Source organism: Thioclava sediminum (assembly GCF_002020355.1).
GTDB classification, from domain to species: domain Bacteria; phylum Pseudomonadota; class Alphaproteobacteria; order Rhodobacterales; family Rhodobacteraceae; genus Thioclava; species Thioclava sediminum.
In genome coordinates, this window is record NZ_MPZV01000005.1 from 248,070 (window position 1) to 269,466 (window position 21,397).

Here is a 21,397-nt window from a genome sequence, read left to right on the forward strand (position 1 = left end):
GGGCTTTTTCTTGGACAGGTGGATGCTTGAGAGTTAGCGGTGGGCGGCGTGGCCCTCGCGCAAGGATGGAGTGAGCATATGGCACGGCAGATGACCGGCGCGAAGATGGTGGTTCAGGCGCTGAAGGATCACGGGGTCGAAGTAATTTTCGGCTATCCGGGCGGCGCGGTCCTTCCGATCTATGACGAGATTTTCCAGCAAAACGACATCCGTCACATCCTCGTCCGCCACGAGCAGGCCGCAATCCACATGGCCGAAGGCTATGCGCGCTCGACCGGCAAGCCGGGCGTGGCGCTTGTGACCTCGGGCCCGGGCGCGACCAATGCGGTGACCGGGCTGACCGACGCGCTGATGGACTCGATCCCGCTGATCGTGCTGTCGGGACAGGTGCCGACCTTCCTCGTGGGCACCGATGGTTTCCAGGAGGCCGACACGGTGGGCATCACCCGCCCCTGCACCAAGCATAACTGGCTGGTGAAGGACCCCGCGAAACTCTCCGAGACGATCCATCAGGCCTTCCACGTGGCGACCTCGGGCCGTCCCGGCCCGGTGCTGATCGACATGCCCAAGGACGTGCAATTCGCGGTGGCCACCTATACCGAGCCGAAAGCCGCGAAGGTCGACCATTACCAGCCGCAGGTGAAGGGCGATCTCGACGCGATCACCAAGCTGGTCGAGCTAATCGAGACCGCCGAGAAACCGGTCTTCTATACCGGCGGCGGCGTGATCAACTCGGGCCCCGCCGCGAGCCAGCTGATGCGCGAACTGGTGGACGCGACCGGCTTCCCGATCACCTCGACCCTGATGGGTCTGGGCGCCTACCCCGCCTCGGGCAAGAATTGGCTCGGCATGCTCGGGATGCACGGTCTCTATGAAGCCAACCTCGCGATGCATGGCTGCGACCTGATGATCAACCTCGGCGCGCGCTTCGACGACCGGATCACCGGCCGCGTGGCGGACTTCTCGCCGAAATCGACCAAGGTGCATGTCGATATCGACGCCTCCTCGATCAACAAGATCATCGCCGTCGACCTGCCGATCCTCGGCGACATCGGCCATGTGCTCGAAGACGTGCTCAAGGTCTGGAAATCGCGCGGACGCAAAGTGAACAAGCCCGCGATCGAGAAATGGTGGAAGAAGATCGCCGAGTGGAAGAAGGTGAACTGCCTCGCCTACACCAACTCGGAAAAGACGATCAAACCGCAATATGCCCTGCAGCGGCTCGAAGAGCTGACCAAGGGCATGGATCGCTACATCACCACCGAGGTCGGCCAACATCAGATGTGGGCCGCGCAGTTCCTCGGCTTCGAGGACCCGAACCGCTGGATGACCTCCGGGGGTCTGGGCACGATGGGTTACGGCTTCCCGGCTTCGATCGGCGTGCAGATCGCCCATCCCGAGAGCCTCGTGATCAACGTGGCGGGCGAGGCGAGCTGGCTGATGAACATGCAGGAGATGGGCACCGCGACCCAGTTCCGCGTGCCGGTCAAGCAGTTCATCCTCAACAACGAGCGTCTGGGCATGGTCCGCCAGTGGCAGGAACTGCTGCATGGCGAGCGCTACTCGCATAGCTGGTCGGAAAGCCTGCCCGATTTCGTGAAGCTCGCCGAGAGCTTCGGCTGGAAGGGGATGCAGGTCTCCGACCCCGCCGATCTCGACGATGCGATCATGGAGATGATCAAGCATGACGGCCCGGTGCTGTTCGACTGCCTCGTGGAGAAGCACGAGAACTGCTTCCCGATGATCCCGTCCGGCAAGCCGCATAACGAGATGCTGCTGGCGGCCGATGCCGATGTCTTCAAGGAAGGCGCGGCGCTGGTGTGAGCGACGCCGGGGGCGCTGCCCCCGGACCCCCGGGATATTTGGACCAAGCCGAAGATCGGGTCCGAACTAGGAAAAGGAGAGAGGCAATGGCCGCTCTGAAGATCAAGAAAGGCTCCTCGAGCCATTCCGCTTACGACCTGCGCGACAGCCACGACCAGATTGAGCGCAGCCATACGCTCGCCGTGATCGTGGATAACGAGGCGGGCGTTCTGGCCCGCGTGATCGGGCTGTTCTCGGGCCGGGGCTACAACATCGACAGCCTGACCGTGGCCGAGGTGGACCATAAGGGCCATCGCAGCCGGATCACCGTCGTCACCCGCGGCACCGAGAACGTGATCGACCAAATCAAGGCGCAACTGGGCCGGATCGTGCCGGTTCACGAAGTGAAGGACCTGACCGTCGAGGGCTACCCGGTCGAGCGCGAACTGGCGCTGATCAAGGTTGCGGGCACGGGCGACAAGCGCATCGAAGCGCTGCGTCTGGCCGAGATCTTCCGCGCCAATGTGGTCGACTCGACGCTGGAGAGCTTTGTCTTCGAGATCACCGGCACGCCGGAGAAGATCGACGCTTTCGCCGATCTGATGCGCCCGCTGGGTCTGGCCGAAGTGGCCCGCACCGGGGTCGCAGCCCTCTCGCGCGGGGCCTGAGCCAGAGCGACATGGCCGAGCCGCGTCCCGCCACCGATCCCGCTCTGGGTGTCGTCATTGTCACCTATCGATCCTCGGACGTGATCGCGGCCTGCATCGCCTCGCTGCGGGCGGCGACCGGCGTGGCGCTGCATGTGGTGGTAGTCGACAATGCCTCGCCCGATGACACGGTGGAGGTGATCCGCGCAGCCGTTCCCGATCTGATGGGGGCAGCGGAGGCGGGTCAGGATGGCATTGCGCTGATCGAGGCGGGGAGCAATGGCGGGTTTGCTGCGGGCGTCAATCTGGGCCTCGCGCGGCTCGCGGCCAATCCCGCGCTTGACCGGTTCTGGCTGCTCAACCCCGATTGCGTGGTGCCGCCCGAGACGCCTGCCCTTCTCGCCTCGCATGATCCCGGACCGCGAGGCGCCGCGATGATCGCGCATCGGGTGGTCTATGGCGACGCGCCCGACAAGATCCAGATCGACGGTGGGGTGATCGACCGGCGCACCGGGATCACCCATAACCTGAACCAGTTCGCCTCCGCGGACAGCCCCGCCCCGGACCCCTCCCAGATCGATTTCGTCACCGGCGCGAGCCTCGTCGCGACCCGCGCCCATCTCGAGCGTGCAGGGCCGATGACAGAAGACTATTTCCTTTACTACGAAGAGGTCGATTGGGCGCTGCGGCGGGGCGATCTGCCGATCTCCTATTGCGAACGCGCGGTCGTACATCACGTCGCGGGCACGGCGATCGGCTCGCAGCGGATGGGCTCGGTCGCCTCGCCGTTCTCGCAATATTTCAAGCATCGCGCGCGGGCGATGTTCCTGCGCCGCCATTTCCCCGCCGGGCTGATCGGCGGTGCGGCGTGGTCGCTGGCGAAAGCCGCGCAATTGCGGGCCCAGGGGCATGGGGCGGAAGCCGCAGCGCTCTTGCGGGGCTTCTTCGGGATGGCGCCGCCCGGAGCGGTGCTGGCCGCGCTCAGCCCCGATACACGGGCGAAGATCGGGCGTTAATCGCCCCGCCGATGCGTCTGCGCAAACCGCGTGTAGCTGGTACCGCGCGCCTCAGGCCGTGCCGCGTCCTCGGGTTCATCGGCCCGCTCCTTCACCGCCTCGGTCAGCATCCACATGCCTGCCCCGAACAGGAAGAAGGTGAAGGCGTAGATCGACTCCCAGACATAGACGGTGCAGAGCGTGAAGGTCATCCCCGCGAAGGTGAACACCCAGGAGCGGCGGAAATTCTGCATTCGCGGATCGCCGCTGAAATCGCGGAACATCACCTTGAACAGCCCCCAGACATAGCCACTCGTGACCAGCAGGAAGCCCGGGATGCCATAGCGCACCGCCATCACCAGCCAGAAATTATCCATCGAGCCGGAATACATATACCACGGCCGCACCCAGTCATTCAGCCCGATGCCGAAGATCGGGTTGGCCCAGACATTCTTCAGCCCCCAGTCGAAGATGATCGTGCGCCAATAGGCGGTATGGGCCGAGAAGGTCGCGTAGCTAAGAAACACCATGATCGGCGAGCGGTTCGACAGCAGGTCGACCGTAACATAGGCGAAGGCACACAGCCCCGTCAGCAGCCACCAGCGCCATTCGATCCGCACGAACGTGATGTACCAGCCGATCAGCCCCAGCTGCAGCAGCAGCGAGAGAAGCGCCCCCGAGGAGAGCGCAAGAAAGCCGTTGAGCAGGATCAGTCCGCTCGCCACCACCCGCCAGCCCAGCGACTTGATCCCGTCGAAGGCCACGAAGGCGAAGGCGAAAACGACCGAGCAATAGAGCCCGAAATGGATCGGATGCGCGAAGGGGCCCTGCACCCGCTCCAGCCCCAGGCGCGGCTCCTGAAAGTTGTAGGTGATCGTGCCCATCCCCGGCAGCTTGTCGATCAGCGTCGGGATCAGGGTCGTGCCGGTCTTCGTCTCGTAAAGCGAGAAGGGCGTCAGGATCAGCACCGACCAGATCAGCACCTTGCCCAGCGCCGCGAAATCCTCGCGCGAGCGGATATAGGCGCGCCCGATCAGGTAGCCGCCCAGAACCTCCAGCCCGACCGAGCCCGCCTGCTGGATCACCCGGTCGGGGTTGTTCACCGCCAGCGCGACCGACAGCCACAGCGCATGGAACAGGAACAGCCAATCGACCGGCAGTATCCGCCCTGCCCGCCCGCTGAAGACCCGCGCGAAGGCGGGCAGGATGAAGGCCATCAGCACAAGGCGGCTCCCGGTGATCGCAAGCGGGCCGAGGTTGAACTTGAAGGGCAGCAGGATCGACAGCACGAACAGCAGCACCGGCCACGGCAGTTTCGCGGTCGCGAGCGCGGCGGTCTCGGCGATACGGGATCGCCCGCCCGCGCGGCTTGTCGGGCGCGCACGTTGCGGAGTGACACTGCCAATCGCCCCGGCGCGCATCAGCGCATCGCCCCGCTCACCGCCGGGCGGCTCGCGGTCAGATCAAGCGCCTCGATCTCGCCGTGGAAGCTTCCCTTGCCGAAGGGATTGCCCAGCGCGAGGCCCCAATACTCCATCGGCTTGAGCCGCCCAGACACGGAGCCCTTGCCGATCACCTCCTCGCCCGAAAGCACCTCGAAACGGCTGTCTTCCGAGGCGTAGCGGAAGGTGATGTCGTGCCACTTGCCGTCATAGATCGGCACGCGCTTGGTGCGCAGGAATAGCCGCTGCCCGCTCTCGGGCCAGAACTCGACCTCGAACGTGCCGCGCCCGGTCACCCGCACGATCAGCGACTGATGCAGCCGCAATAGCTCTCCGGCGGATTTGTAATCGCCCACCGCGCGCAGCTTCATATGCAGCGCGAAGCGATCCGCCCCGTAGAGCGGCGCGACCATCTCGCGCGGGATCACCACGGCCCCGCCACCGAGCCCGAATTCCAGCGCGCCGGGGCTGAGCGGGATCGAGTCGAGCGCCTCCGGCTGCGCCCCGGCATGCGAGATCACACGGCCCAGCTCGGGGTCATAGCTGAGGATACGGTCATCGCGGACCATGACATAGCCGCTGCTCTGCGCGCTCCGCCCGTCGGGCAGCGTTAGCGACAGCGTCACCTTGTGCCGCCCCGGCATGCGGAAGCCCACCGGCACCTGCGCGCCCTCGAGACTGGTCTGCCCGTCGATCCCCCAGCGATAGGCAACCTCGGCAGGGGCCACCCCTTCGGGCAGCACACTCTCGCTCGCGTCGAATTGCAGCGTGGTGCCGCCGCCGTCGCTGCGCGCGAACCGCATGACCGGCTGGAACGCGTCCGGACCGCCGAGGATATCGAGCATCGGCGCACCGATCCCGCTCCCGGCCAAAGCCCCACCCGGAAGATAGGCGTAATTCATGATCTCACGCGGCGCACCGGTGCGCGCGGCGACGAAGAGCTGGTCGTAATAGCTCGCCCGCTGCGGCGTGATGTCCTGAATCAGCAGGTTGTCGCGGAGCTTCCAGTCGGGCTGCCCCGCCGGGCCTGCGATCTCGCTCACCGCATTGCGGGCGATCTCCACGGCGCGGGCATCGCGCGCCACGCGGATCTGCGGGATCCAGAGAACCGGATCGCGTTTCTCGCCCTCGGAATAGACGTCATGGATGAGCGTGTTGTTGGCGATCTTCACGCCCTCCGCCTCGCCCACCGTGATCCCGTGCAGATGGGCGTTGATGATGACGTTCCCGCTGATCTCGACATTGCGGTAGAACATCTCCGCGCCCGCCTTGCCGCGATCGACCAGCTCGTTGCGCATCAGGATCGACTGGGTGAAGCCGCCCTCGCCGGAATTGAGCAGGTTGTTCGTGATCGCGATGTCACGGCTGGGCCGTTCGGTCCCGGCGGTCCAGAACTGGATCATGTCGGCATGATCGCCAGACGCGACCGCACGGCGAAAATCGTGAATGTGGTTGTTTGCGATCTCTGCGCGTTCGATCTGGGCGAAGTTCAGCCCGTCCATCCGCATGTCATGTATGTCGTTGGCGACCACCACCAGATCGGTGCAGTCGGTGAAGATCGCGCCGCGATAAAAGCGACGAAACTCGGACCGCTCGACCGTGATCCCGGTCGAGGCGCGCACCGCCAGCCCGAAGGCCGTGGGCAGCGGGCCCTGCTCAATCAGATCGGGATCGGCGGGGGCGAGGTCCCCATCGAACAGCGCATTGCGGATCGTCAGATCGCGGGTGGTGAAGACCTGAAACGGGCGGAAGTTGGATCGGTCGCCCTCGGTGTAACGGTAATCGAAGGTCACGGCCTCGATCACGACATGGCTGACTTCCCGCAGGTTCATCTGCGCGATCACCGCCCGGTTGCCCGGATCGGCAGAGCGGAAGGTTATCGGCGCATCCTCGCGCCCTGTCAGCCCCCGCAGATCGAGCGCGTCATAGTCGCCCGGCGCGATCAGAACCGTGTCGCCCGGCTCCAGCTTCGCCCCGATCCGCGCCAGCCCGGCCGTATCCGAGACCTGCCAGTCGCGCGCCAGTGCGGGCAGCGCCCCGAGTACGAGAAGACCGACGGCCAAAAGCCCACGCCGTCCGACGCGGGCTGCATGCCTCGTGGTGAATGCGATCTGCTCCATCGCTGCCTGCCTGTTCCGGGCCACTTTTTGCGGCTCTGATATCTTGACGTCACGCTAGCGTGAGGAAGATCGACGCAGCAAGCGCTTTAACCCAGATTAAACCTTGCACATCGCCATTGTGGCCTTCGCGCCGCTAAAGCCGCCCGAAAATCGCCTGCCGCAGCATCCAGCCCATCCGCGCGAGCCGCAGTCTCGCGAGCGTCGCCACGGCGCGCCACCGCTCGGTCGCGTCGCGCAGGTCGGGGTGGCGCAGCACCTTGGGCAGATGGGCGAGGATCGAGACGGGCATCAAGAGCGCCTTCGCCCCCCAGCGCAGCCGCGCGGGCAGTTTTGATCCATTCACGCCGAAGCCTTCCTCGGTCAGCCGGCGCCATTTGCGCGACAGCGCCGCCCAGTCCTGCCGTGACGGATGGCCCACGCGCAGCCCGTCGGCATAGATCAGCGAATAGCCCTTCGCGGTCGCCCGACGGCACCAGTCGAGATCCTCCGACAGCCCCGCGATGAAGGGGCCGGTGGCTTCATAGACATCGCGCCGGGTCAGCAGGTTACCGGTGCCGGAGAAGCCCTTCTCCTCGATATAGCGGCGAAAATCGAAGGCGAAGACGGTCTCGAAAGCCTCTGCGCCGGATCGCGGCGGCGGGGTCTCGTCGAACACGAAGACGTGCCCGCCAACCAGATCGCCCTGCCCGGCCACGGCGAAGGCGGTCGCGATCCAGTCCGGGTCGGCCACGCAATCGCTGTCGATGAAGAACAGCCGCGCCGCCGTCGTCTCCGCCACCCCGCGATTGCGGGCCTCTGCCGCGCCCTTCTTGGTCTCGGTCACGATCCGAAGGTCGGGATAGGCGGCGCGGACGGGGGCCAGATCATCGGTCGAGCCATTGTCGACCACCAGCAGCTCGCAACGCGCGTCGAGCTGCGGCGCAAGCGTCTCGAGGCAGCGCATGAGCCGCGTGACGTCGTTGTAATGCGGGATGATGATCGCGGCCTCGGCCATCACAGCGCCTTCATCAACTCAAGCAGCTCCGCGTCGTAAGCCGCAAGCCGGTCGATCCCGCGCGCCAGCGCCACCTTCGCCTCTGCCGCGAGGCTGTCGCGATCAGCGAACCCTTGCTCCAGCGCCGCCATCACTGCATCCGCATCCGCCGAGGTCGCATCGACTGTGTGGTCATATCCCAGCGCGCCGAACAGCCCCGCGAATTTGCGGCTATAGGCGAGCGGCACCACAGCGACACCGGACGAGAACGCCGCGATACAGGCATGCATCCGTGCGCCGGTGAAGAAATCGAGCCCCGCGATATAGCTCTTCGCCTCGGACGGGCTTGCGAAGGCGGGCGCGCAGATCACATCATGCTCGGCCGCCAGCGTCTTACAGGCGCGCAGGTCATCCTCGATCACCATCGGGCCTTCGGGCACGATCACATGCGGGACCAGATGGACCTCGGCCCCCTGCCCCTTGAACCAGTCGATCGCGCGCGCGATCAGCGCGGGATAATCCAGCGCCATCCCGAAATCATTGCCCCCGTGATAACCCCCCGCCATCAGCAGCCCCGAGACGTTGATACCCACGCGCACCGGACCACCGTCACGCGGCGCGGGCGGGTCATAGGGCAGCCGCAGCGCCAGATCGGAGGCCAGAACCGGCGCGCCGCGATAGCCCAGATCGTCCAGCGCCGCGCGCGAGCGTTCGTCGCGCACCGCCACCAAAGCCGAACGGTTGAGGCTCATCCGCGCCAGCCGCTTCGACCAGCCCTTGGTGAACGGCCCCACGGTCTGCGGCGCGACCACCAGAGGCGTGCCCGCGAGATGGGTGGCGAACTTCATCCAGAACATCTTCACCAGCCGCGAGGTGCCGTAGATGTCGGCGAAACTGTCGCCGCCGCCAATGTCGATCACCAGATCGGCTACCTTAACTTCGGCCCACAACCCTTTGGGAGATTTCAGGAAAGCGCCATCCACCTCGATCAGCCGCAAGTCGTCGCCCGCCACATAAGGCGTGCGCCGGTCCTTCCAGTCGAGCACGGTGATCGCGATCTCGCGCCCTGCCTTGGCAGCAAGATCGCGCAGCAGGGCGATCTCCGACACGGTCAGCGCGCCGACGCCAAGATTGTCCGAACGCGTCGAGTGGAAGATCAGGCAGACGCGCAGCGTGCGGCTCATTTTCGGCCCCGCAACACACGTCGGACCGTGCCTGCGAAATTGCGCAGGTTCCGCGTGACCGGGTTTTGCAGCGCGCAGGCGCGCAGGTTCATCCCCTCGTAGCGCGGGATCGGGCGGGCCATCAGTTTGAGCGCGGCGAGACGCGCAAAAAGGGCGCGGCGGCGTTCGCGCTGGCCGGGCTGGATCGCGGCCAGCTCCGCCACATCGAACAGCGTGGTTTCCACGGCTCCTGCCGTTTCGGCTTCGGCCAATATCTCGGCCCCCAAGCGCGTGCGCGCCACGATCAGGCTGCGTCCCGGCGCCTCCTCGAACAGCGGATAGCCCGCATCGTCGGCCTCCCACGCATCGGCGCAGACCAGATCGGCGGCCACGCCGGTACCATCGGCGCAAATCTTGCAGCGGTGCTGGACGTGGCGCGAGAGCACCCCGCCCCAGGCCGCGTGATAGCTCGTCTCACGGGTGGAGCCATCATGCAGCTCGGCCACCGTCTTGCCCGGCCAGCCATTGCCGCGATAGCGCAGGCCCGCGAGCTGCTCCTCGGGCGCGCCCATCTCCGCCAGCAACTCCCGCGCGCCCTCTGCACTGGGAACGCCAGCGCAGAAGAAGGACAGGATCACCGGGAAACTCCGCGCAAGTTTCGGATCGCGCGCGACCAGCGCCCGCAAAGCCACCGCATCGCAAGGCTTTCCGATCACCGCGAAGCGCCGCCCATCCGCGATCAGCGTCGACAGGTCCGCCAGCGGCGCCGAGGGCGCATAGCGCGAGCCCGCCGCCCCCAGAACCTCGTCGCGCGTGGTGCTGAGCCGCATCCGGTTGCCGATCGGGTTGTCTGGATCGGGCTCGATCTGGGCGATGGCATCGACGCGGCCCGATTGCAGCAGATGCAGCGCCAGCGCCGAGAGCGCCCCGCCTGAGGCTCCCGCATGGCGCAGGTCCGCGTCGGTGGCATGGCCCGCTTTCATCTCCATGAACCGCCCCCAGAGCGGTTCCTCTCCGGGCGCCACGCGCTGCGCGCTCTGGCCCAGGCCCGGGCAGCACGCGGCGATGGCAGTCTCTGCCCGTGCGCTGATCTCGGCGCTTTGCACCGGGCGCAGGAAGCCGCGCGCATCGGGCGCCATCGCGATCTCATCCGGCGCCACCCCGGCGCACAGCCCGCAGCCCGCGCAGAGATCGCCCGCCGCGACATGGGCGAGCGCCTCGCTCGAAGGCGTCGAAATGGGGCTGTGATGGGTCATGCTCGGCCGATCTGGTTTTTCAAGGAGTTGAACAGCAAAGCCGTGAATCTGGCAAGGCTTGGCTGGGTCGGTCGGCGCGCGTGACGTGGCCGTCAAGCCACAGCCGCCACAGCGCGCTTGACCCGACGGCCCCTCGGGCGGGATTATGGGCGCAAAACATGCGCGGGCGGCCAAACCCCGCGCCATATCGGACAGTACATGCTTCGCACCGCGATCCTCATTCTCAGCGGGAACGCCGCCACCTCGGCGCTGATGCTCGCGCGCAACCTCGCGATCGCGCGGCTGATCCCGGTGGCCGATTACGGCGTGGCCGCGACTTTCGCGATGGTGATGGCGGTGATCGAGATGGGCTCGACGCTGGGGCTGCAGCAGCAGATCGTGCAGTCGAAGCGCGGCGACGACCCGGCGTTTCAGGCGGCACTGCAAGGTTTCCAACTGCTGCGCGGCGTGATCGCGGCGGCGGCGCTGTTCGTACTGGCCGGGCCGATCGCAGGCTTCCTCGCGATCCCAGAGGCCGCATCTGCCTATCGCTGGCTCGCGCTTGTGCCGCTCCTGACGGCGGCGCAGCATTTCGACATCCACCGCGCCCAGCGCAGGGGCCACTACCGCCCGATGCTACTGACAGGCGCCCTGCCCGCACTGGCCGCGCTGATCGCGATCTGGCCGCTCTCGCGCCTCTTCGACGACTGGCAGGTAGCGCTTTGGGCGATCCTGCTGCACGCGGCCCTCGGCGTTCTGGTCTCGCACCTGATGGCCGAGCGCCGCTACCGCCCGCGCCTCGACCGCACCGAGATGCGCGCGAACCTGCGTTTCGGCGCGCCGCTTCTGGCCAATGCGGCCCTGATGTATCTGGTCTTTCAGGGCGACAAGATCATCGTCGGGCGACTGGCGGGGATGGAGGCGCTGGCGATCTTCGCGATGGGCATGACGCTGACGCTGACGCCCACGTTGATCGGCGCGAAATCGGTGCAGAACCTCTTTCTGCCGAAACTTTCGGCCGCGCATGGCCGTGCGGACGCCTCCGCGCATCGCCAGCTTGCCGGGGCGACCTTCGAGGGGATGTTCCTCACCGGATCGATCCTGCTGCTGGGCACGGTCCTGATCGGACCGCTCGTCGTCACGGCCCTTCTGGGGGCGAAATATGCAAACCTCCTGCCGCTCCTGATCCCCTTCGCGCTGATGAATGCGCTCCGCGCGATCAAGAACGGGCCGAGCACGGTCGCGCTCTCGGCGGGGCAGACCGATAACGGCTTTTGGGGGAACCTGCCCCGGATCGGGGTGCTGCCGCTGAGCTATTGGGCGCTGATTGAGACCGGCTCGGTCGTGCCGGTGATCTGGCTCGGGGTCGCGGGCGAGGCGATCGGTCTTGGCGTGGCGCTCTGGCGGCTGTCACGGGTCATGGCGCTGCCTCAGGTGGGCCGCGCCGCGCTGACGACCGCACTCGTGTTGATCGCGGTCCCGCTGATCACACTCGCCGCGCCCGGCGCGCTGGTGATCTGGCCGGTCGCGCTGATCCTGATCGCGGTGCAACTTGCCGCCCTGCCCCATCTGCGGGCCTATTTGGGACGCCCGCAGATCGGCACTGCCTGACCCCGCGCCTCTGTACGATTTTCGTGCTACACTCCCCGATGACGCGCGCCATAAACCAAAGAGGGAGGATCGGTATGAACCGGTTTCTGGGTTATGTCTTCGTCGCGGCTTTGTCATTCACCACACCTGTCCTTGCCGAGGAGATGCGCGAGGTTCCGGTCTATTTCTCAGCCGGAGCGGATAACGCGGTTCTGAGCGATCGCATCAAGGGCTATGACAGCGTGATCTACACGATCGGCGCCGAGGCCGGACAGACGATCGATATCAAGCTGTCCACGAACCACACCGCCACGTATTTCAACCTCTACGGTCCCGGGAGCGGCCCGGGCGATCAGGCGATCATGACCAGCCAGTTAACGCCCGAGCTGAACCACTACAAAGGCACGCTGCCCAGTTCGGGAACCTACAAGATCTCGGTCTACATGATGCGCTCGGCGGCCCGGCGCGACGAGGTTGCGAATTTCGACATCCGGATCGGGATCACCGGGAAGACCGGCGCGATCGTGCAGGGCGATTATGCCGACGGGCTGCAGGGCGGGCCCGATTTCTGGGAGGTCCAGACCGGCGACATCAACGATCCGCTGAACCTGCGCGCGGGGCCCTCGACCGGGGCGGCGATCCTCGGGCGGTTCCCCGAGGGGGCGATCCTGCGCAACATGGGTTGTCGGATGGCCGAGGGACAGCGTTGGTGTCAGGTCGCGGCGACCGAAGGGTCTCTGACCGGCTGGGTTGCCGGGCGCTACCTTCGCGAAGGCTCTGCCCCGCCGCCACGCGTGGCCGAACCCGAGACCCGCGAGCAGCAGGTCCAGTTCGCCCCCGGCACAAGCGGCGCGGTGCTGAGATCGACCCTCGCCCCCGGAGCCGCGGTGAACTACCGGCTCGGTGCTCGCGAAAAGCAGTTCCTGACGGCGCAGCTCCAGACCGACTCGCCTGCGGTGCATTTCAACATCTTCACCCCGGACGGCGCGCTTCTCTACGAGAGCCGCGGCGGCAGGCGGGACTATCGCGGCCAGCTCTGGCTCAACGGCGAGAACCGGATCACCGTCTACAATATCGGCGACGCCTCTGCCCCCTTCACGATGATCGTCGTGATCGAGTGAGCACGCGGGCGCAAACCGGGGAGGTCAAATCGATGACGAAGATGACGACACTCACACGCAGGGCCGCCACCGCGATCCTCGCAGGAATGACCCTGATCGCGCTCGCAGCCTGCGTCCCAGAGCCACCCGACGGACGGCCAAGCCCGCTCGACGGGCACTGGGTCGGAAGGTACACCCCTCAGTCCATGCGTGTGATGGATCGCCCCTGCACACCGGGCTATGGCGGGATACGCATACAAGACGGCCGGGTTTCGGGCGAGGCTACCAACACCTACGGAGCCTCCTACAGGATTTCCGGGCATGTCGTCGGAGCCGACCGGATCGTCGGGAATTTCTACTTCCGGACGCGCTCTGTCGGCTCGCTCAAGGGGCACCTCGTCAAAGGGCGCCTCGTGGGGAATTATGAAAACGTCGATGGGTGCAGGGGCAGCTGGGTCGCCACGCGTCAGTGAGCAGGCTTACTCGGAAACCTTTTTCACGAATTGCGACTTCAGCCCCATCTGGCCGATGCCGGGCACCTTGCAGTCGATGTCGTGATCGCCATCCACGAGACGAATGCCGCGCACCTTGGTGCCGACCTTCACGACCGAGGAAGAGCCCTTCACCTTGAGGTCCTTGATCACGGTCACCGTGTCGCCGTCGTTCAGTACGTTGCCGACCGCGTCGCGCACCTCGGCGGGCGCATCCGCGTCACCCGAGGCCGACCATTCATGGCAGCATTCGGGACAGATCAGGAGGGCGTCCATCTCGTAGGTGAAGGACGAATTGCATTCGGGGCACGGGGGCAAGGTATCGCTCATGGGTCATGCCCTTAGTCTCACGCGCCTGTTATCGCCAGAAAAATCGTTCACCTGCGACAAAAAGCGAGATGCACCGGTGCGACCGGCGCGGCTCCAGCCTACTCAGGCGGGATCGGGCAGACCGTGAACCTCGCCCGCGCGAAGCACTTCGGGCGCATAGGCCTTACGAGCGAACACCTCACGGACATCCTCGACGAAGCTATCCAGCGGGTCCATAGGATAGGCCGGATCGAAGCTCGACTGATCCCAGCGCTCGCAGAATTGCTCGCAGCTACTATAGCAGGGATGGTCCTTGAACTTCTGCCGCTCTTCCGGGTCCCAACCGTAGTGATGGCCGTAATAGGCCATCTGGAAGATGCCGTGATGCTCCACCACCCACGAGACCTCTTCGCGGACATAGGGGCGCAGGATTTCAGCGGCCATCCGGTCGTGGTTCTGCGGGGCGAGCCGGTCGCCGATATCGTGCAGCAGCGCCGCCACGACCCAGTCGAGATCCGCCCCGTCGCGCCGCGCCCGCGTTGCCGCCTGCAGCCCGTGTTCGAGCCGCGTGATCTGGTAGCCCGACAGCGTCTCCTCCGCCTGCGCGGCCAATTCGCGCAACAGCCGGTCCGCCGTGCCTGCAAGGAAGGGCTTTTCCAGCTCTTCGAGCAGTTCGTAATCCTCGCGGGTGCCGTCTTTCATCTGGGTGAAGGAGACTGTCGGTCCGGATGCGGTCATCTGCGGTCCTTCCGGTTGCGGGTTTCAATCCTCGGCCCCCTCGGGCCCCTGCGCATATCGTGACGCGAGGCCGCGCAAATGACCAGAGCCCGTCCCTGCCCTATCCGCAAGAAATAATGCGGCCCTCTCCGGGGGGTTGGAGAGGGCCAGTTTCGCCGATCAGGCTCATTAGTTTACCGCCCGAGCTGTTTTTAGTCTCGCCTGGTCCTTCTCGGCGTCTGGGGCGAGCGCACCCGCCCCGGATCTCGTTAGCGCGCGCGGCGCTTAGTGCAGCGCCATCTCGCGCGCGGTCATCAGTGTGACGGTGGTCGCACCGCCGCCCATGCGGATATCAGTCACGTCGAGCGCGTGGTGATCGAGGTCGCCGCCGAGGCAGGCGATCTCGATGCCGGTGAAGGTCGCGTCGATCAGCGAGGTCAGTTCCTCGCCCACCAGTTCGGCCTCGATGCCACCGGGAATCCGGCGCGTGGCTTTCGGGGTCACCTTCTTATTGCCGACGATCAGATCCAATTTCCGCTCCTTTTGCCGCCTTTGGCGGTCGTACTGTCCCTCGGCCCCGCCATGCGAATAGGCCCCAGTCGTCACGTCCCAGTCCCCGACACGCGGATCGCGTGGCGTCGTCGTCGGGGCCCCAGCCGCCAGACCGGAGCCCCTGTCCCTCAAGAGCAACCGCTGGTCGCCCCGCAGGTGTTGCACTTCATGCAGGTGCCGTTGCGCACGAGCGTGTAGTTGCCGCAATCGCCGCAGGCCTCGCCCTCGTAGCCCTGCATCTTCGCCTTGGCGCGCGCATCCATCTGGACACCCCCAGAGGAGACCGCCGTGGAGCTGGACGCACGGGCCTGCGCGCTTTGCGCGGGCATCTGCGAGGTCACGACGTCCACACCGCCCTGCAGCACCATCAGCTCTTGCGGCAGGCGCTTGCGCAGGTAACCGGTCGAGGAAATCTGACGCAGCACTTCGAGCGATTTCGACGCGTTCTCGGACATCGGCTCGACATTGCCATCGGCGCGCTTGCCCTCGTTTTCGCCGCCGCCCAGATCGTCGAAGCTGGTGCCCTGCGGCTTGATATGCGCAAGGTCGGTGCGGTCGAGATAGGACACGGCCAGTTCGCGGAACACGTAATCGAGGATCGAGGTCGCGTTCTTGATCGAGTCGTTGCCCTGAACCATGCCGGCGGGTTCGAACTTGGTGAAGGTGAAGGCGTCCACGAACTCCTCCAGCGGCACGCCGTATTGCAGACCGACCGACACGGCGATCGCGAAGTTGTTCATCATCGCCCGGAAGCCAGCGCCTTCCTTGTGCATGTCGATGAAGATCTCGCCCAGTGTGCCGTCCTGATATTCGCCGGTGCGCAGATAGACCTTGTGGCCGCCCACGACCGCCTTCTGGGTGTAGCCCTTGCGGCGCTCCGGAAGCTTCTCGCGGTGGGAGCGGACGATCTCCTTGACCAGCACCTTCTCGACGATCTTCTCGGCGAGCACGGCGGCCTTTTCCTGGGTCGAACCGGTGGCGAGGATTTCCTCGGCCTCCTCGTCATCCTCGACCAGCGCGGCGGCCAGCGGCTGCGACAGCTTGGAGCCGTCACGATAGAGCGCGTTGGCTTTGATGCCGAGCGACCAGCTGAGCTCGTAGGCCGCTTTCACGTCTTCGATCGAGGCGTGGTTCGCCATGTTGATCGTCTTCGAGATCGCCCCCGAGATGAAGCTCTGCGCGGCGGCCATCATGTAGATATGGCTGTCGACGCTGAGGTAGCGCTTGCCCTTCTTGCCGCAGGGGTTGGCGCAGTCGAACACGCTCAGATGCTCGTCCTTCAGATGCGGCGCCCCTTCCAGCGTCATCGTCCCGCAGACATGGTCGTTGGCGGCGTCGATCTGCTTCTTGGTGAAGCCGAGGTGACGCAGCATGTCGAAGGTCGGATCGTTCAGCTTCTCGGCCGGGATGCCCAGCGTCTGGGTGCAGAACTCCTCGCCCAGCGTCCACTGGTTGAAGACGAAGCGGATATCAAACGCCGTCGGCAGCGCGGCCTCGACCTTCTCGATCTCGCGCGGGCCGAAGCCGTGGCCGATCAGCGCCGTGGTGTTGATGTCGGGGCAGTTGCCGAGGCTGGCGTGACCCACCGCATAGGCGATGATCTCTTCGATCTGCGCCGAGCCATAGCCCAGCGTCTCGAGCGCGCCCGGCACCGAGCGGTTGATGATCTTGAAGTAGCCGCCGCCTGCGAGCTTCTTGAACTTCACCAGCGCGAAGTCCGGCTCGATCCCGGTGGTGTCGCAATCCATCACGAGACCGATCGTCCCGGTCGGCGCGATCACCGACACCTGCGCGTTGCGGTAGCCGTGCTTCTCGCCCAGCGCCAGCGCCTCGTCCCAGGCTTGGGTGGCGAGCGCGATCAGGTCCTGATCGGGGCAGCCCTTGTGATCGAGCGCGACCGGCTTGGTCTCGAGCGCCTCGTAACCCTCGGTCTTACCGTAGGCCGCGTTGCGGTGGTTACGGATGACGCGCAGCATGTGCTTCGCGTTCTTCTCGTAACCCGGGAAAGCGCCCAGCTCACCCGCCATCTCGGCCGAAGTGGCGTAGGACACACCGGTCATCACGGCAGTCAGCGCGCCACACAGCGCCCGGCCCTCTTTGCTGTCGTAGCCCAGACCCATGTTCATCAGCAGGCCGCCGATATTGGCATAGCCGAGGCCCAGCGTGCGGAAGTCGTAGCTGCGCTGCGCGATTTCCTTCGAGGGGAACTGCGCCATCAGCACCGAGATTTCCAGCGTCACGGTCCACAGACGGGTGGCGTGCATGTAGCTTTCCGCGTCGAACTTGCCGTCCTTGTAGAAGGTCAGCAGGTTCATCGAAGCGAGGTTACACGCCGTGTCGTCGAGGAACATGTATTCCGAGCACGGGTTCGAGCCGCGGATCGCGCCGTCTTCGGGGCAGGTGTGCCATTCGTTGACGGTGTCGTGGAACTGGATGCCCGGATCGGCGCAGGCCCATGCGGCGTGGCCGACCTGCTCCCACAGATCGCGCGCCTTCACGGTCTTCGCGACCTTACCGTCGGTGCGGCGGATCAGTTCCCAATCGGCATCGTCCTTCACCGCCTTCAGGAAAGCGTTGGTGACGCGCACCGAGTTGTTCGAGTTCTGGCCCGAGACCGAGACATAGGCTTCCGAGTCCCAATCGGTATCGTAAGTCGGGAATTCGATCGAGCTGTAGCCCTGCCGCGCATATTGCAGCACGCGGTTGATATAGGTCTCCGGGATCATCACGCGCTTGGCGGATTTGATCGCGGCTTTCAGCGCCTCGTTCTCGCTCGGATCGACCGAGGTCTCCGCCGAACCGTCGAATTCGCGGATCGCGGTGAAGATGCCGTTAAGTTCGCGCTCATGCAGCTTGGAGCCCGCGACCAGCGAAGCCACTTTCTGCTCTTCGATGACCTTCCAGTTGACGAATTCCTCAATGTCCGGGTGATCCATGTCGCAGATCACCATCTTCGCCGCGCGGCGCGTGGTGCCGCCCGACTTGATCGCACCCGCTGCGCGGTCGCCGATCTTGAGGAAGCCCATCAGGCCCGAGGATTTGCCGCCGCCCGAGAGGCTCTCGCCTTCGGCGCGCAGGCTCGAGAAATTGGTGCCGGTGCCCGAGCCGTATTTGAACAGGCGCGCCTCACGGACCCAGAGGTCCATGATCCCGCCCTCTTTCACCAGATCGTCCGAGACCGACTGGATGAAGCAGGCATGGGGCTGCGGATGCTCGTAGGCCGAGGTCGAGGAGGTCAGCTTGCCCGACTTGTGGTCGACATAGAAGTGACCCTGACCGGGGCCGTCGATGCCGTAAGCCCAGTGCAGGCCGGTGTTGAACCATTGCGGCGAGTTCGGCGCGGCCATCTGTTCGGCCAGCATGAAGCGCATCTCGTCATAGTAAGCCTGCGCATCAGCTTCCGTGGAGAAGTAGCCGCCCTTCCAGCCCCAATAGCACCAGGCACCGGCGAGACGGTCGAACACTTGCTTGGCCGAGTTTTCACCGGTGTAGCGCGCCTCTTCGGGGAGCTGAGCAAGCGCCTCTTCATCGGGGACCGAGCGCCACAGGAATTCCGGCACGCCCTTCTCTTTGACCTTCTTCAGCGCCGCCGGAACGCCGGCCTTGCGGAAGTATTTCTGCGCGAGAACGTCAGACGCCACCTGGCTCCAGCGGCCGGGCACCTCGACCGACTCGTTTCGGAACACCACTTTCCCGTCGGGGTTGCGAATCTCAGACGTGGTCGTCGTGAATTCCAGCGCGCCGTAAGCGCCGGTTTCGTCGGTGGTGAACTTCCGTTCGATCTTCATTGCCCTGTCCCCGTTTGCAGTCAGTCCAATCTGGTGCCGGCGGGAGCCGCAGAAGACAAAGAAGCCCGGGCCTCGCAGTCGACACCGCGAGGGCTGCGCGCCCCGGATTCGGGGGTGCAATGTCCGAAATCTGTCCCTTGGCCCTAGGCTCCACTACATCTGGTGGGTTAGCCTCCGACACCACACAACCTGCCGTAGGCGCACCGAGCCGTCAACGAAACTTTCACCTAGAGTCAGTCCATTTTTCAGTTGACCGGCCCCGAGGGAAGCGCGCTGCACGATTCCTCCACATTTGGTTAACGCATGGGCGCTGCATTGCGGCACCAATAAGGGCCAAATTTCATTGAAGATTCGGGGGCTTTGGCCGCTCATCTGGCAATTTCAATCCACAGAACGCAATATCTTGTGGATAGCCTCGCCGGGGTTGCGCAAAATTTGGGCAAAGCCGAAGAGCGTGTCGCTAGTGTCACAATCAAGAGCCTACCACTAGATATAGCGGGCCCGATTCCGGCGATTTCGAGGGGATGGTCGGGGCGGCGAGATTCGAACTCACGACCTTCTGTACCCAAAACAGACGCGCTACCAGGCTGCGCTACGCCCCGACGCCCTCTCCTTACAAAGAGGCTCGTCCCAAGGAAAGGGTCATTCGCAGGGAAATGCGGCCAGCGCGGGATCAACGCTGGGATGCGCCAGTTGCGTGCCCGGCGCGATGCCGTGGCGCGCCGCCATCCCGGCATTGATCTCGAGCACGTAGCGAACCGGTGCGCCGGAGGGAATCGGGGTGTCGTCATTGGGCGTCGTATTGGCCGCGACCTTCACCACCTCGCCCGTCGGATCGATGAACACCATATCGAGCGGCAGCGGCGTGTCATGCATCCAGAAAGCCACCTCCCGCGCATGCTCGTAGATGAAGAGCATTCCTGCCCCTTCGTCCATCTCGCGCCGCCCCATTAGGCCCTGCGCGCGCTCGGCGCTGCTATCGGCAATCTCGACGGTGAAGCTGACCGGCTGGTTCCCGGTGCGCAGAATGGCGAGGTCATCGCGGCACTGCGCCCCCTCCGCCGCGGCGAGGCCCGGCGTTACGGCAAGGAAAAGCGCGGCGCTCAGCGCCCGGATTTCAAGCCTGCATCCCATGCGAGAACCTGTGCCGCCATCCGGCCGCGCTTGCCTTCGATCACGCGCAGGCACACCGCTTCGCCGGGAGTCAGATCGGCAAAACCCGACCGGCGCAGAACTTCCATATGGATGAAGATGTCCTCGTCATTCTCGAAGACATTGGCAAAGCCGAAGCCCTTGGACTTTTCGAACCACTTCACCCGCGCGGGCTCCAATGGCAGCGCCGCGATATCGTCGAACGTGTTGTCGCCCAGATCCTCGATCGGCGCGACGGGCTCGCCTTCCGGAGGAAGAATCTCCAAAACCTCGACCGCCTGCGCGCCGCGCGGGGTCAGCTGCATCTGGACGCGAATCCGTGCGTGGTCGGCAATCGAGCCCTGACCGAAATTGCGCAGAACATTCGCATGAAGAAGGATGTCCGGCCCCCCTTCGCCATCGACGATGAAGCCGAACCCTTTGACAGGGTCGAACCATTTGACGGTGCCAGTCACCTCACGAAGCTCTGCCTCGGACTCCCCCAGCATATTCCATCCCGTTTGCATTCGCGGGCTTTCCTGTTCGCATTTCCTCCGCACGTCCTTCTGGAAATGCGGTGTTTAGGGGACACTTCAAGAGATTGCCCAAAGTTTCAAGACCCTATGCAATTCACGAAGCGCGAGTTTCAGGGGTTCAGGCGGGTTACAACCCACTGATCGGCAAGGGTTTGCCGGCTCCAGCGGAAGCGATCATGAAGGCGAAAAGAACCGTCCGCCCAGAATTCCAACTCCAACGGTTTGATTCTGAACCCTCCCCAAAACGGCGGCCGATCGGGATTCGCACCGTGGCTCGCGGTCACCTTCGCGACCTCCGCCATCAAGGCGCTGCGTGAACTCAGTGGCTCACTTTGTCGCGAGGCCCAGGCGCCGAGACGCGATTTCAGCGAGCGCGACTTGTAGTAGGCGTCGGCCTGCGGCCCCTCCTCGCGCTCAACCATACCGCGAACCCGAATCTGACGGCGCAACGATTTCCAATGCATCACAAAGGCGGCTTTCCCGGCGCTTTCGATCTCCTGCGCCTTCACCGATCCGTAGTTGGTGTAGAAGACGAAAGCCCCGCCGGAGGGCATGTCGCGCCCTTCGATTTCCTTGAGAAGAACCATGCGCGCATTGGGCAACCCGTCCGGATCGACCGTCGCCAGGGCAATCGCATTGGGATCGTTGATCTCGGTGTCCGCGGCCTCATCCAGCCATGTCTGCGCGATGGCAAAGGGATCTTCGCCTGCGAAAATTCCGGTTCTGTCACTCATACTCGCCTCCAGTCTCGTCGCCGCATCGCACATCGTGCTCAACGCCCAGATCTGCAACACGATCCACACGA

At 65.0% G+C, this 21,397-nt stretch carries 18 protein-coding genes and 1 tRNA gene; 6 read left to right on the forward strand and 13 right to left on the reverse strand.

Translation table 11 applies throughout. The annotated features are described in order from the left end of the window. The first annotated feature begins 78 nt into the window (after positions 1–78). The 3 genes from BMI91_RS18815 to BMI91_RS18825 all read left to right on the forward strand — a co-directional run bounded on the left by BMI91_RS18815 (position 79) and on the right by BMI91_RS18825 (position 3,466). Positions 79–1,824, forward strand: coding sequence for an acetolactate synthase 3 large subunit (locus BMI91_RS18815; RefSeq protein ID WP_078601744.1), 1,746 nt, complete (start codon positions 79–81; stop codon positions 1,822–1,824). Positions 1,825–1,910: 86 nt separating this feature from the next. Further along, positions 1,911–2,471: an acetolactate synthase small subunit gene (gene ilvN / locus BMI91_RS18820; RefSeq protein WP_075775634.1), complete on the forward strand. Its 561-nt coding sequence runs from the start codon at positions 1,911–1,913 to the stop codon at positions 2,469–2,471. A gap of 11 nt (positions 2,472–2,482) precedes the next feature. Continuing rightward, positions 2,483–3,466: a glycosyltransferase family 2 protein gene (locus BMI91_RS18825; RefSeq protein ID WP_078606238.1), complete on the forward strand. Its 984-nt coding sequence runs from the start codon at positions 2,483–2,485 to the stop codon at positions 3,464–3,466. On the opposite strand, the gene BMI91_RS18830 is transcribed toward BMI91_RS18825, so the two are convergent. From BMI91_RS18830 to BMI91_RS18850, 5 genes are all read right to left on the reverse strand, one after another. Beyond that, the gene (locus tag BMI91_RS18830; protein ID WP_078601742.1) at positions 3,463–4,866 is read right to left on the reverse strand and encodes an O-antigen ligase family protein; all 1,404 of its coding nucleotides are present in this window, start codon (positions 4,864–4,866) and stop codon (positions 3,463–3,465) included. The two genes, BMI91_RS18825 and BMI91_RS18830, sit on opposite strands and share 4 nt — an antisense overlap. Next, the gene (locus BMI91_RS18835; protein WP_078606239.1) at positions 4,866–7,007 is read right to left on the reverse strand and encodes a right-handed parallel beta-helix repeat-containing protein; all 2,142 of its coding nucleotides are present in this window, start codon (positions 7,005–7,007) and stop codon (positions 4,866–4,868) included. The genes BMI91_RS18830 and BMI91_RS18835 overlap by 1 nt, the downstream gene beginning before the upstream one ends. 133 nt (positions 7,008–7,140) lie before the next feature. Beyond that, positions 7,141–8,001 carry a glycosyltransferase family 2 protein gene (locus BMI91_RS18840; protein WP_078606240.1) on the reverse strand — a complete coding sequence of 287 codons (861 nt, stop codon included), beginning with the start codon at positions 7,999–8,001 and terminating at the stop codon, positions 7,141–7,143. Beyond that, on the reverse strand, positions 8,001–9,164 hold the full coding sequence (locus tag BMI91_RS18845; protein WP_078606241.1) for a polysaccharide pyruvyl transferase family protein: 1,164 nt from the start codon (positions 9,162–9,164) through the stop codon (positions 8,001–8,003). Before BMI91_RS18845 ends, BMI91_RS18840 begins: the two co-directional genes overlap by 1 nt. Then, entirely contained in the window at positions 9,161–10,399 is a 1,239-nt protein-coding gene (locus BMI91_RS18850) for a Coenzyme F420 hydrogenase/dehydrogenase, beta subunit C-terminal domain (protein WP_078606242.1), read from the reverse strand. The genes BMI91_RS18845 and BMI91_RS18850 overlap by 4 nt, the downstream gene beginning before the upstream one ends. Positions 10,400–10,597: 198 nt before the next feature. On the opposite strand from BMI91_RS18850, the gene BMI91_RS18855 reads away from it, so the two are divergent. The 3 genes from BMI91_RS18855 (at position 10,598) to BMI91_RS18865 (ending at position 13,541) form a co-directional block, all read left to right on the forward strand. Then, a complete protein-coding gene (locus BMI91_RS18855; protein ID WP_078606243.1) occupies positions 10,598–11,989 on the forward strand; it encodes an oligosaccharide flippase family protein in 1,392 nt (463 codons plus the stop codon). Between the two features lie 74 nt (positions 11,990–12,063). Further along, on the forward strand, positions 12,064–13,089 hold the full coding sequence (locus BMI91_RS18860; RefSeq protein WP_158522200.1) for an SH3 domain-containing protein: 1,026 nt from the start codon (positions 12,064–12,066) through the stop codon (positions 13,087–13,089). Positions 13,090–13,121: 32 nt separating this feature from the next. Next, the gene (locus BMI91_RS18865; protein ID WP_078606245.1) at positions 13,122–13,541 is read left to right on the forward strand and encodes a hypothetical protein; all 420 of its coding nucleotides are present in this window, start codon (positions 13,122–13,124) and stop codon (positions 13,539–13,541) included. 6 nt (positions 13,542–13,547) lie between these two features. Here BMI91_RS18865 and BMI91_RS18870 read toward each other — a convergent pair whose 3' ends face one another. From BMI91_RS18870 to pdxH, 8 genes are all read right to left on the reverse strand, one after another. Beyond that, complete coding sequence (locus BMI91_RS18870; protein WP_078606246.1) at positions 13,548–13,889, reverse strand: zinc ribbon domain-containing protein YjdM; 342 nt, start codon at positions 13,887–13,889, stop codon at positions 13,548–13,550. Between the two features lie 102 nt (positions 13,890–13,991). Beyond that, the gene (locus BMI91_RS18875) at positions 13,992–14,606 is read right to left on the reverse strand and encodes an HD domain-containing protein (RefSeq protein WP_244176689.1); all 615 of its coding nucleotides are present in this window, start codon (positions 14,604–14,606) and stop codon (positions 13,992–13,994) included. A gap of 264 nt (positions 14,607–14,870) precedes the next feature. After that, positions 14,871–15,116: a hypothetical protein gene (locus BMI91_RS18880; protein WP_078520114.1), complete on the reverse strand. Its 246-nt coding sequence runs from the start codon at positions 15,114–15,116 to the stop codon at positions 14,871–14,873. Positions 15,117–15,265: 149 nt separating this feature from the next. Next, entirely contained in the window at positions 15,266–18,925 is a 3,660-nt protein-coding gene (locus BMI91_RS18885) for a vitamin B12-dependent ribonucleotide reductase (RefSeq protein ID WP_078606247.1), read from the reverse strand. 525 nt (positions 18,926–19,450) lie between these two features. Then, a tRNA-Pro gene (locus tag BMI91_RS18890) sits at positions 19,451–19,527 on the reverse strand. A 40-nt stretch (positions 19,528–19,567) separates the two neighbouring features. Next, complete coding sequence (locus tag BMI91_RS18895) at positions 19,568–20,059, reverse strand: DUF192 domain-containing protein (RefSeq protein ID WP_078606248.1); 492 nt, start codon at positions 20,057–20,059, stop codon at positions 19,568–19,570. Further along, on the reverse strand, positions 20,029–20,565 hold the full coding sequence (locus BMI91_RS18900; RefSeq protein WP_078520559.1) for a cold-shock protein: 537 nt from the start codon (positions 20,563–20,565) through the stop codon (positions 20,029–20,031). Before BMI91_RS18900 ends, BMI91_RS18895 begins: the two co-directional genes overlap by 31 nt. A 137-nt stretch (positions 20,566–20,702) precedes the next feature. Then, positions 20,703–21,326 (reverse strand): pyridoxamine 5'-phosphate oxidase, encoded by a 624-nt coding sequence (gene pdxH / locus BMI91_RS18905; RefSeq protein WP_078606313.1) that lies wholly within the window; start codon positions 21,324–21,326, stop codon positions 20,703–20,705. Between the last annotated feature and the right edge of the window lie 71 nt (positions 21,327–21,397).

Coding starts and splice junctions, on each gene's coding strand:
- BMI91_RS18815 (WP_078601744.1), top strand. CDS start 79: ATGGCACGGCAGATGACCGGCGCGAAGATGGTGGTTCAGGCGCTGAAG.
- BMI91_RS18895 (WP_078606248.1), bottom strand. CDS start 20,059: ATGGGATGCAGGCTTGAAATCCGGGCGCTGAGCGCCGCGCTTTTCCTT.
- BMI91_RS18845 (WP_078606241.1), bottom strand. CDS start 9,164: ATGAGCCGCACGCTGCGCGTCTGCCTGATCTTCCACTCGACGCGTTCG.
- ilvN (WP_075775634.1), top strand. CDS start 1,911: ATGGCCGCTCTGAAGATCAAGAAAGGCTCCTCGAGCCATTCCGCTTAC.
- BMI91_RS18830 (WP_078601742.1), bottom strand. CDS start 4,866: ATGCGCGCCGGGGCGATTGGCAGTGTCACTCCGCAACGTGCGCGCCCG.
- BMI91_RS18875 (WP_244176689.1), bottom strand. CDS start 14,606: ATGACCGCATCCGGACCGACAGTCTCCTTCACCCAGATGAAAGACGGC.
- BMI91_RS18835 (WP_078606239.1), bottom strand. CDS start 7,007: ATGGAGCAGATCGCATTCACCACGAGGCATGCAGCCCGCGTCGGACGG.
- BMI91_RS18855 (WP_078606243.1), top strand. CDS start 10,598: ATGCTTCGCACCGCGATCCTCATTCTCAGCGGGAACGCCGCCACCTCG.
- BMI91_RS18840 (WP_078606240.1), bottom strand. CDS start 8,001: ATGGCCGAGGCCGCGATCATCATCCCGCATTACAACGACGTCACGCGG.
- BMI91_RS18885 (WP_078606247.1), bottom strand. CDS start 18,925: ATGAAGATCGAACGGAAGTTCACCACCGACGAAACCGGCGCTTACGGC.
- BMI91_RS18850 (WP_078606242.1), bottom strand. CDS start 10,399: ATGACCCATCACAGCCCCATTTCGACGCCTTCGAGCGAGGCGCTCGCC.
- BMI91_RS18900 (WP_078520559.1), bottom strand. CDS start 20,565: ATGCTGGGGGAGTCCGAGGCAGAGCTTCGTGAGGTGACTGGCACCGTC.
- BMI91_RS18860 (WP_158522200.1), top strand. CDS start 12,064: ATGAACCGGTTTCTGGGTTATGTCTTCGTCGCGGCTTTGTCATTCACC.
- BMI91_RS18865 (WP_078606245.1), top strand. CDS start 13,122: ATGACGAAGATGACGACACTCACACGCAGGGCCGCCACCGCGATCCTC.
- BMI91_RS18825 (WP_078606238.1), top strand. CDS start 2,483: ATGGCCGAGCCGCGTCCCGCCACCGATCCCGCTCTGGGTGTCGTCATT.
- pdxH (WP_078606313.1), bottom strand. CDS start 21,326: ATGAGTGACAGAACCGGAATTTTCGCAGGCGAAGATCCCTTTGCCATC.
- BMI91_RS18870 (WP_078606246.1), bottom strand. CDS start 13,889: ATGAGCGATACCTTGCCCCCGTGCCCCGAATGCAATTCGTCCTTCACC.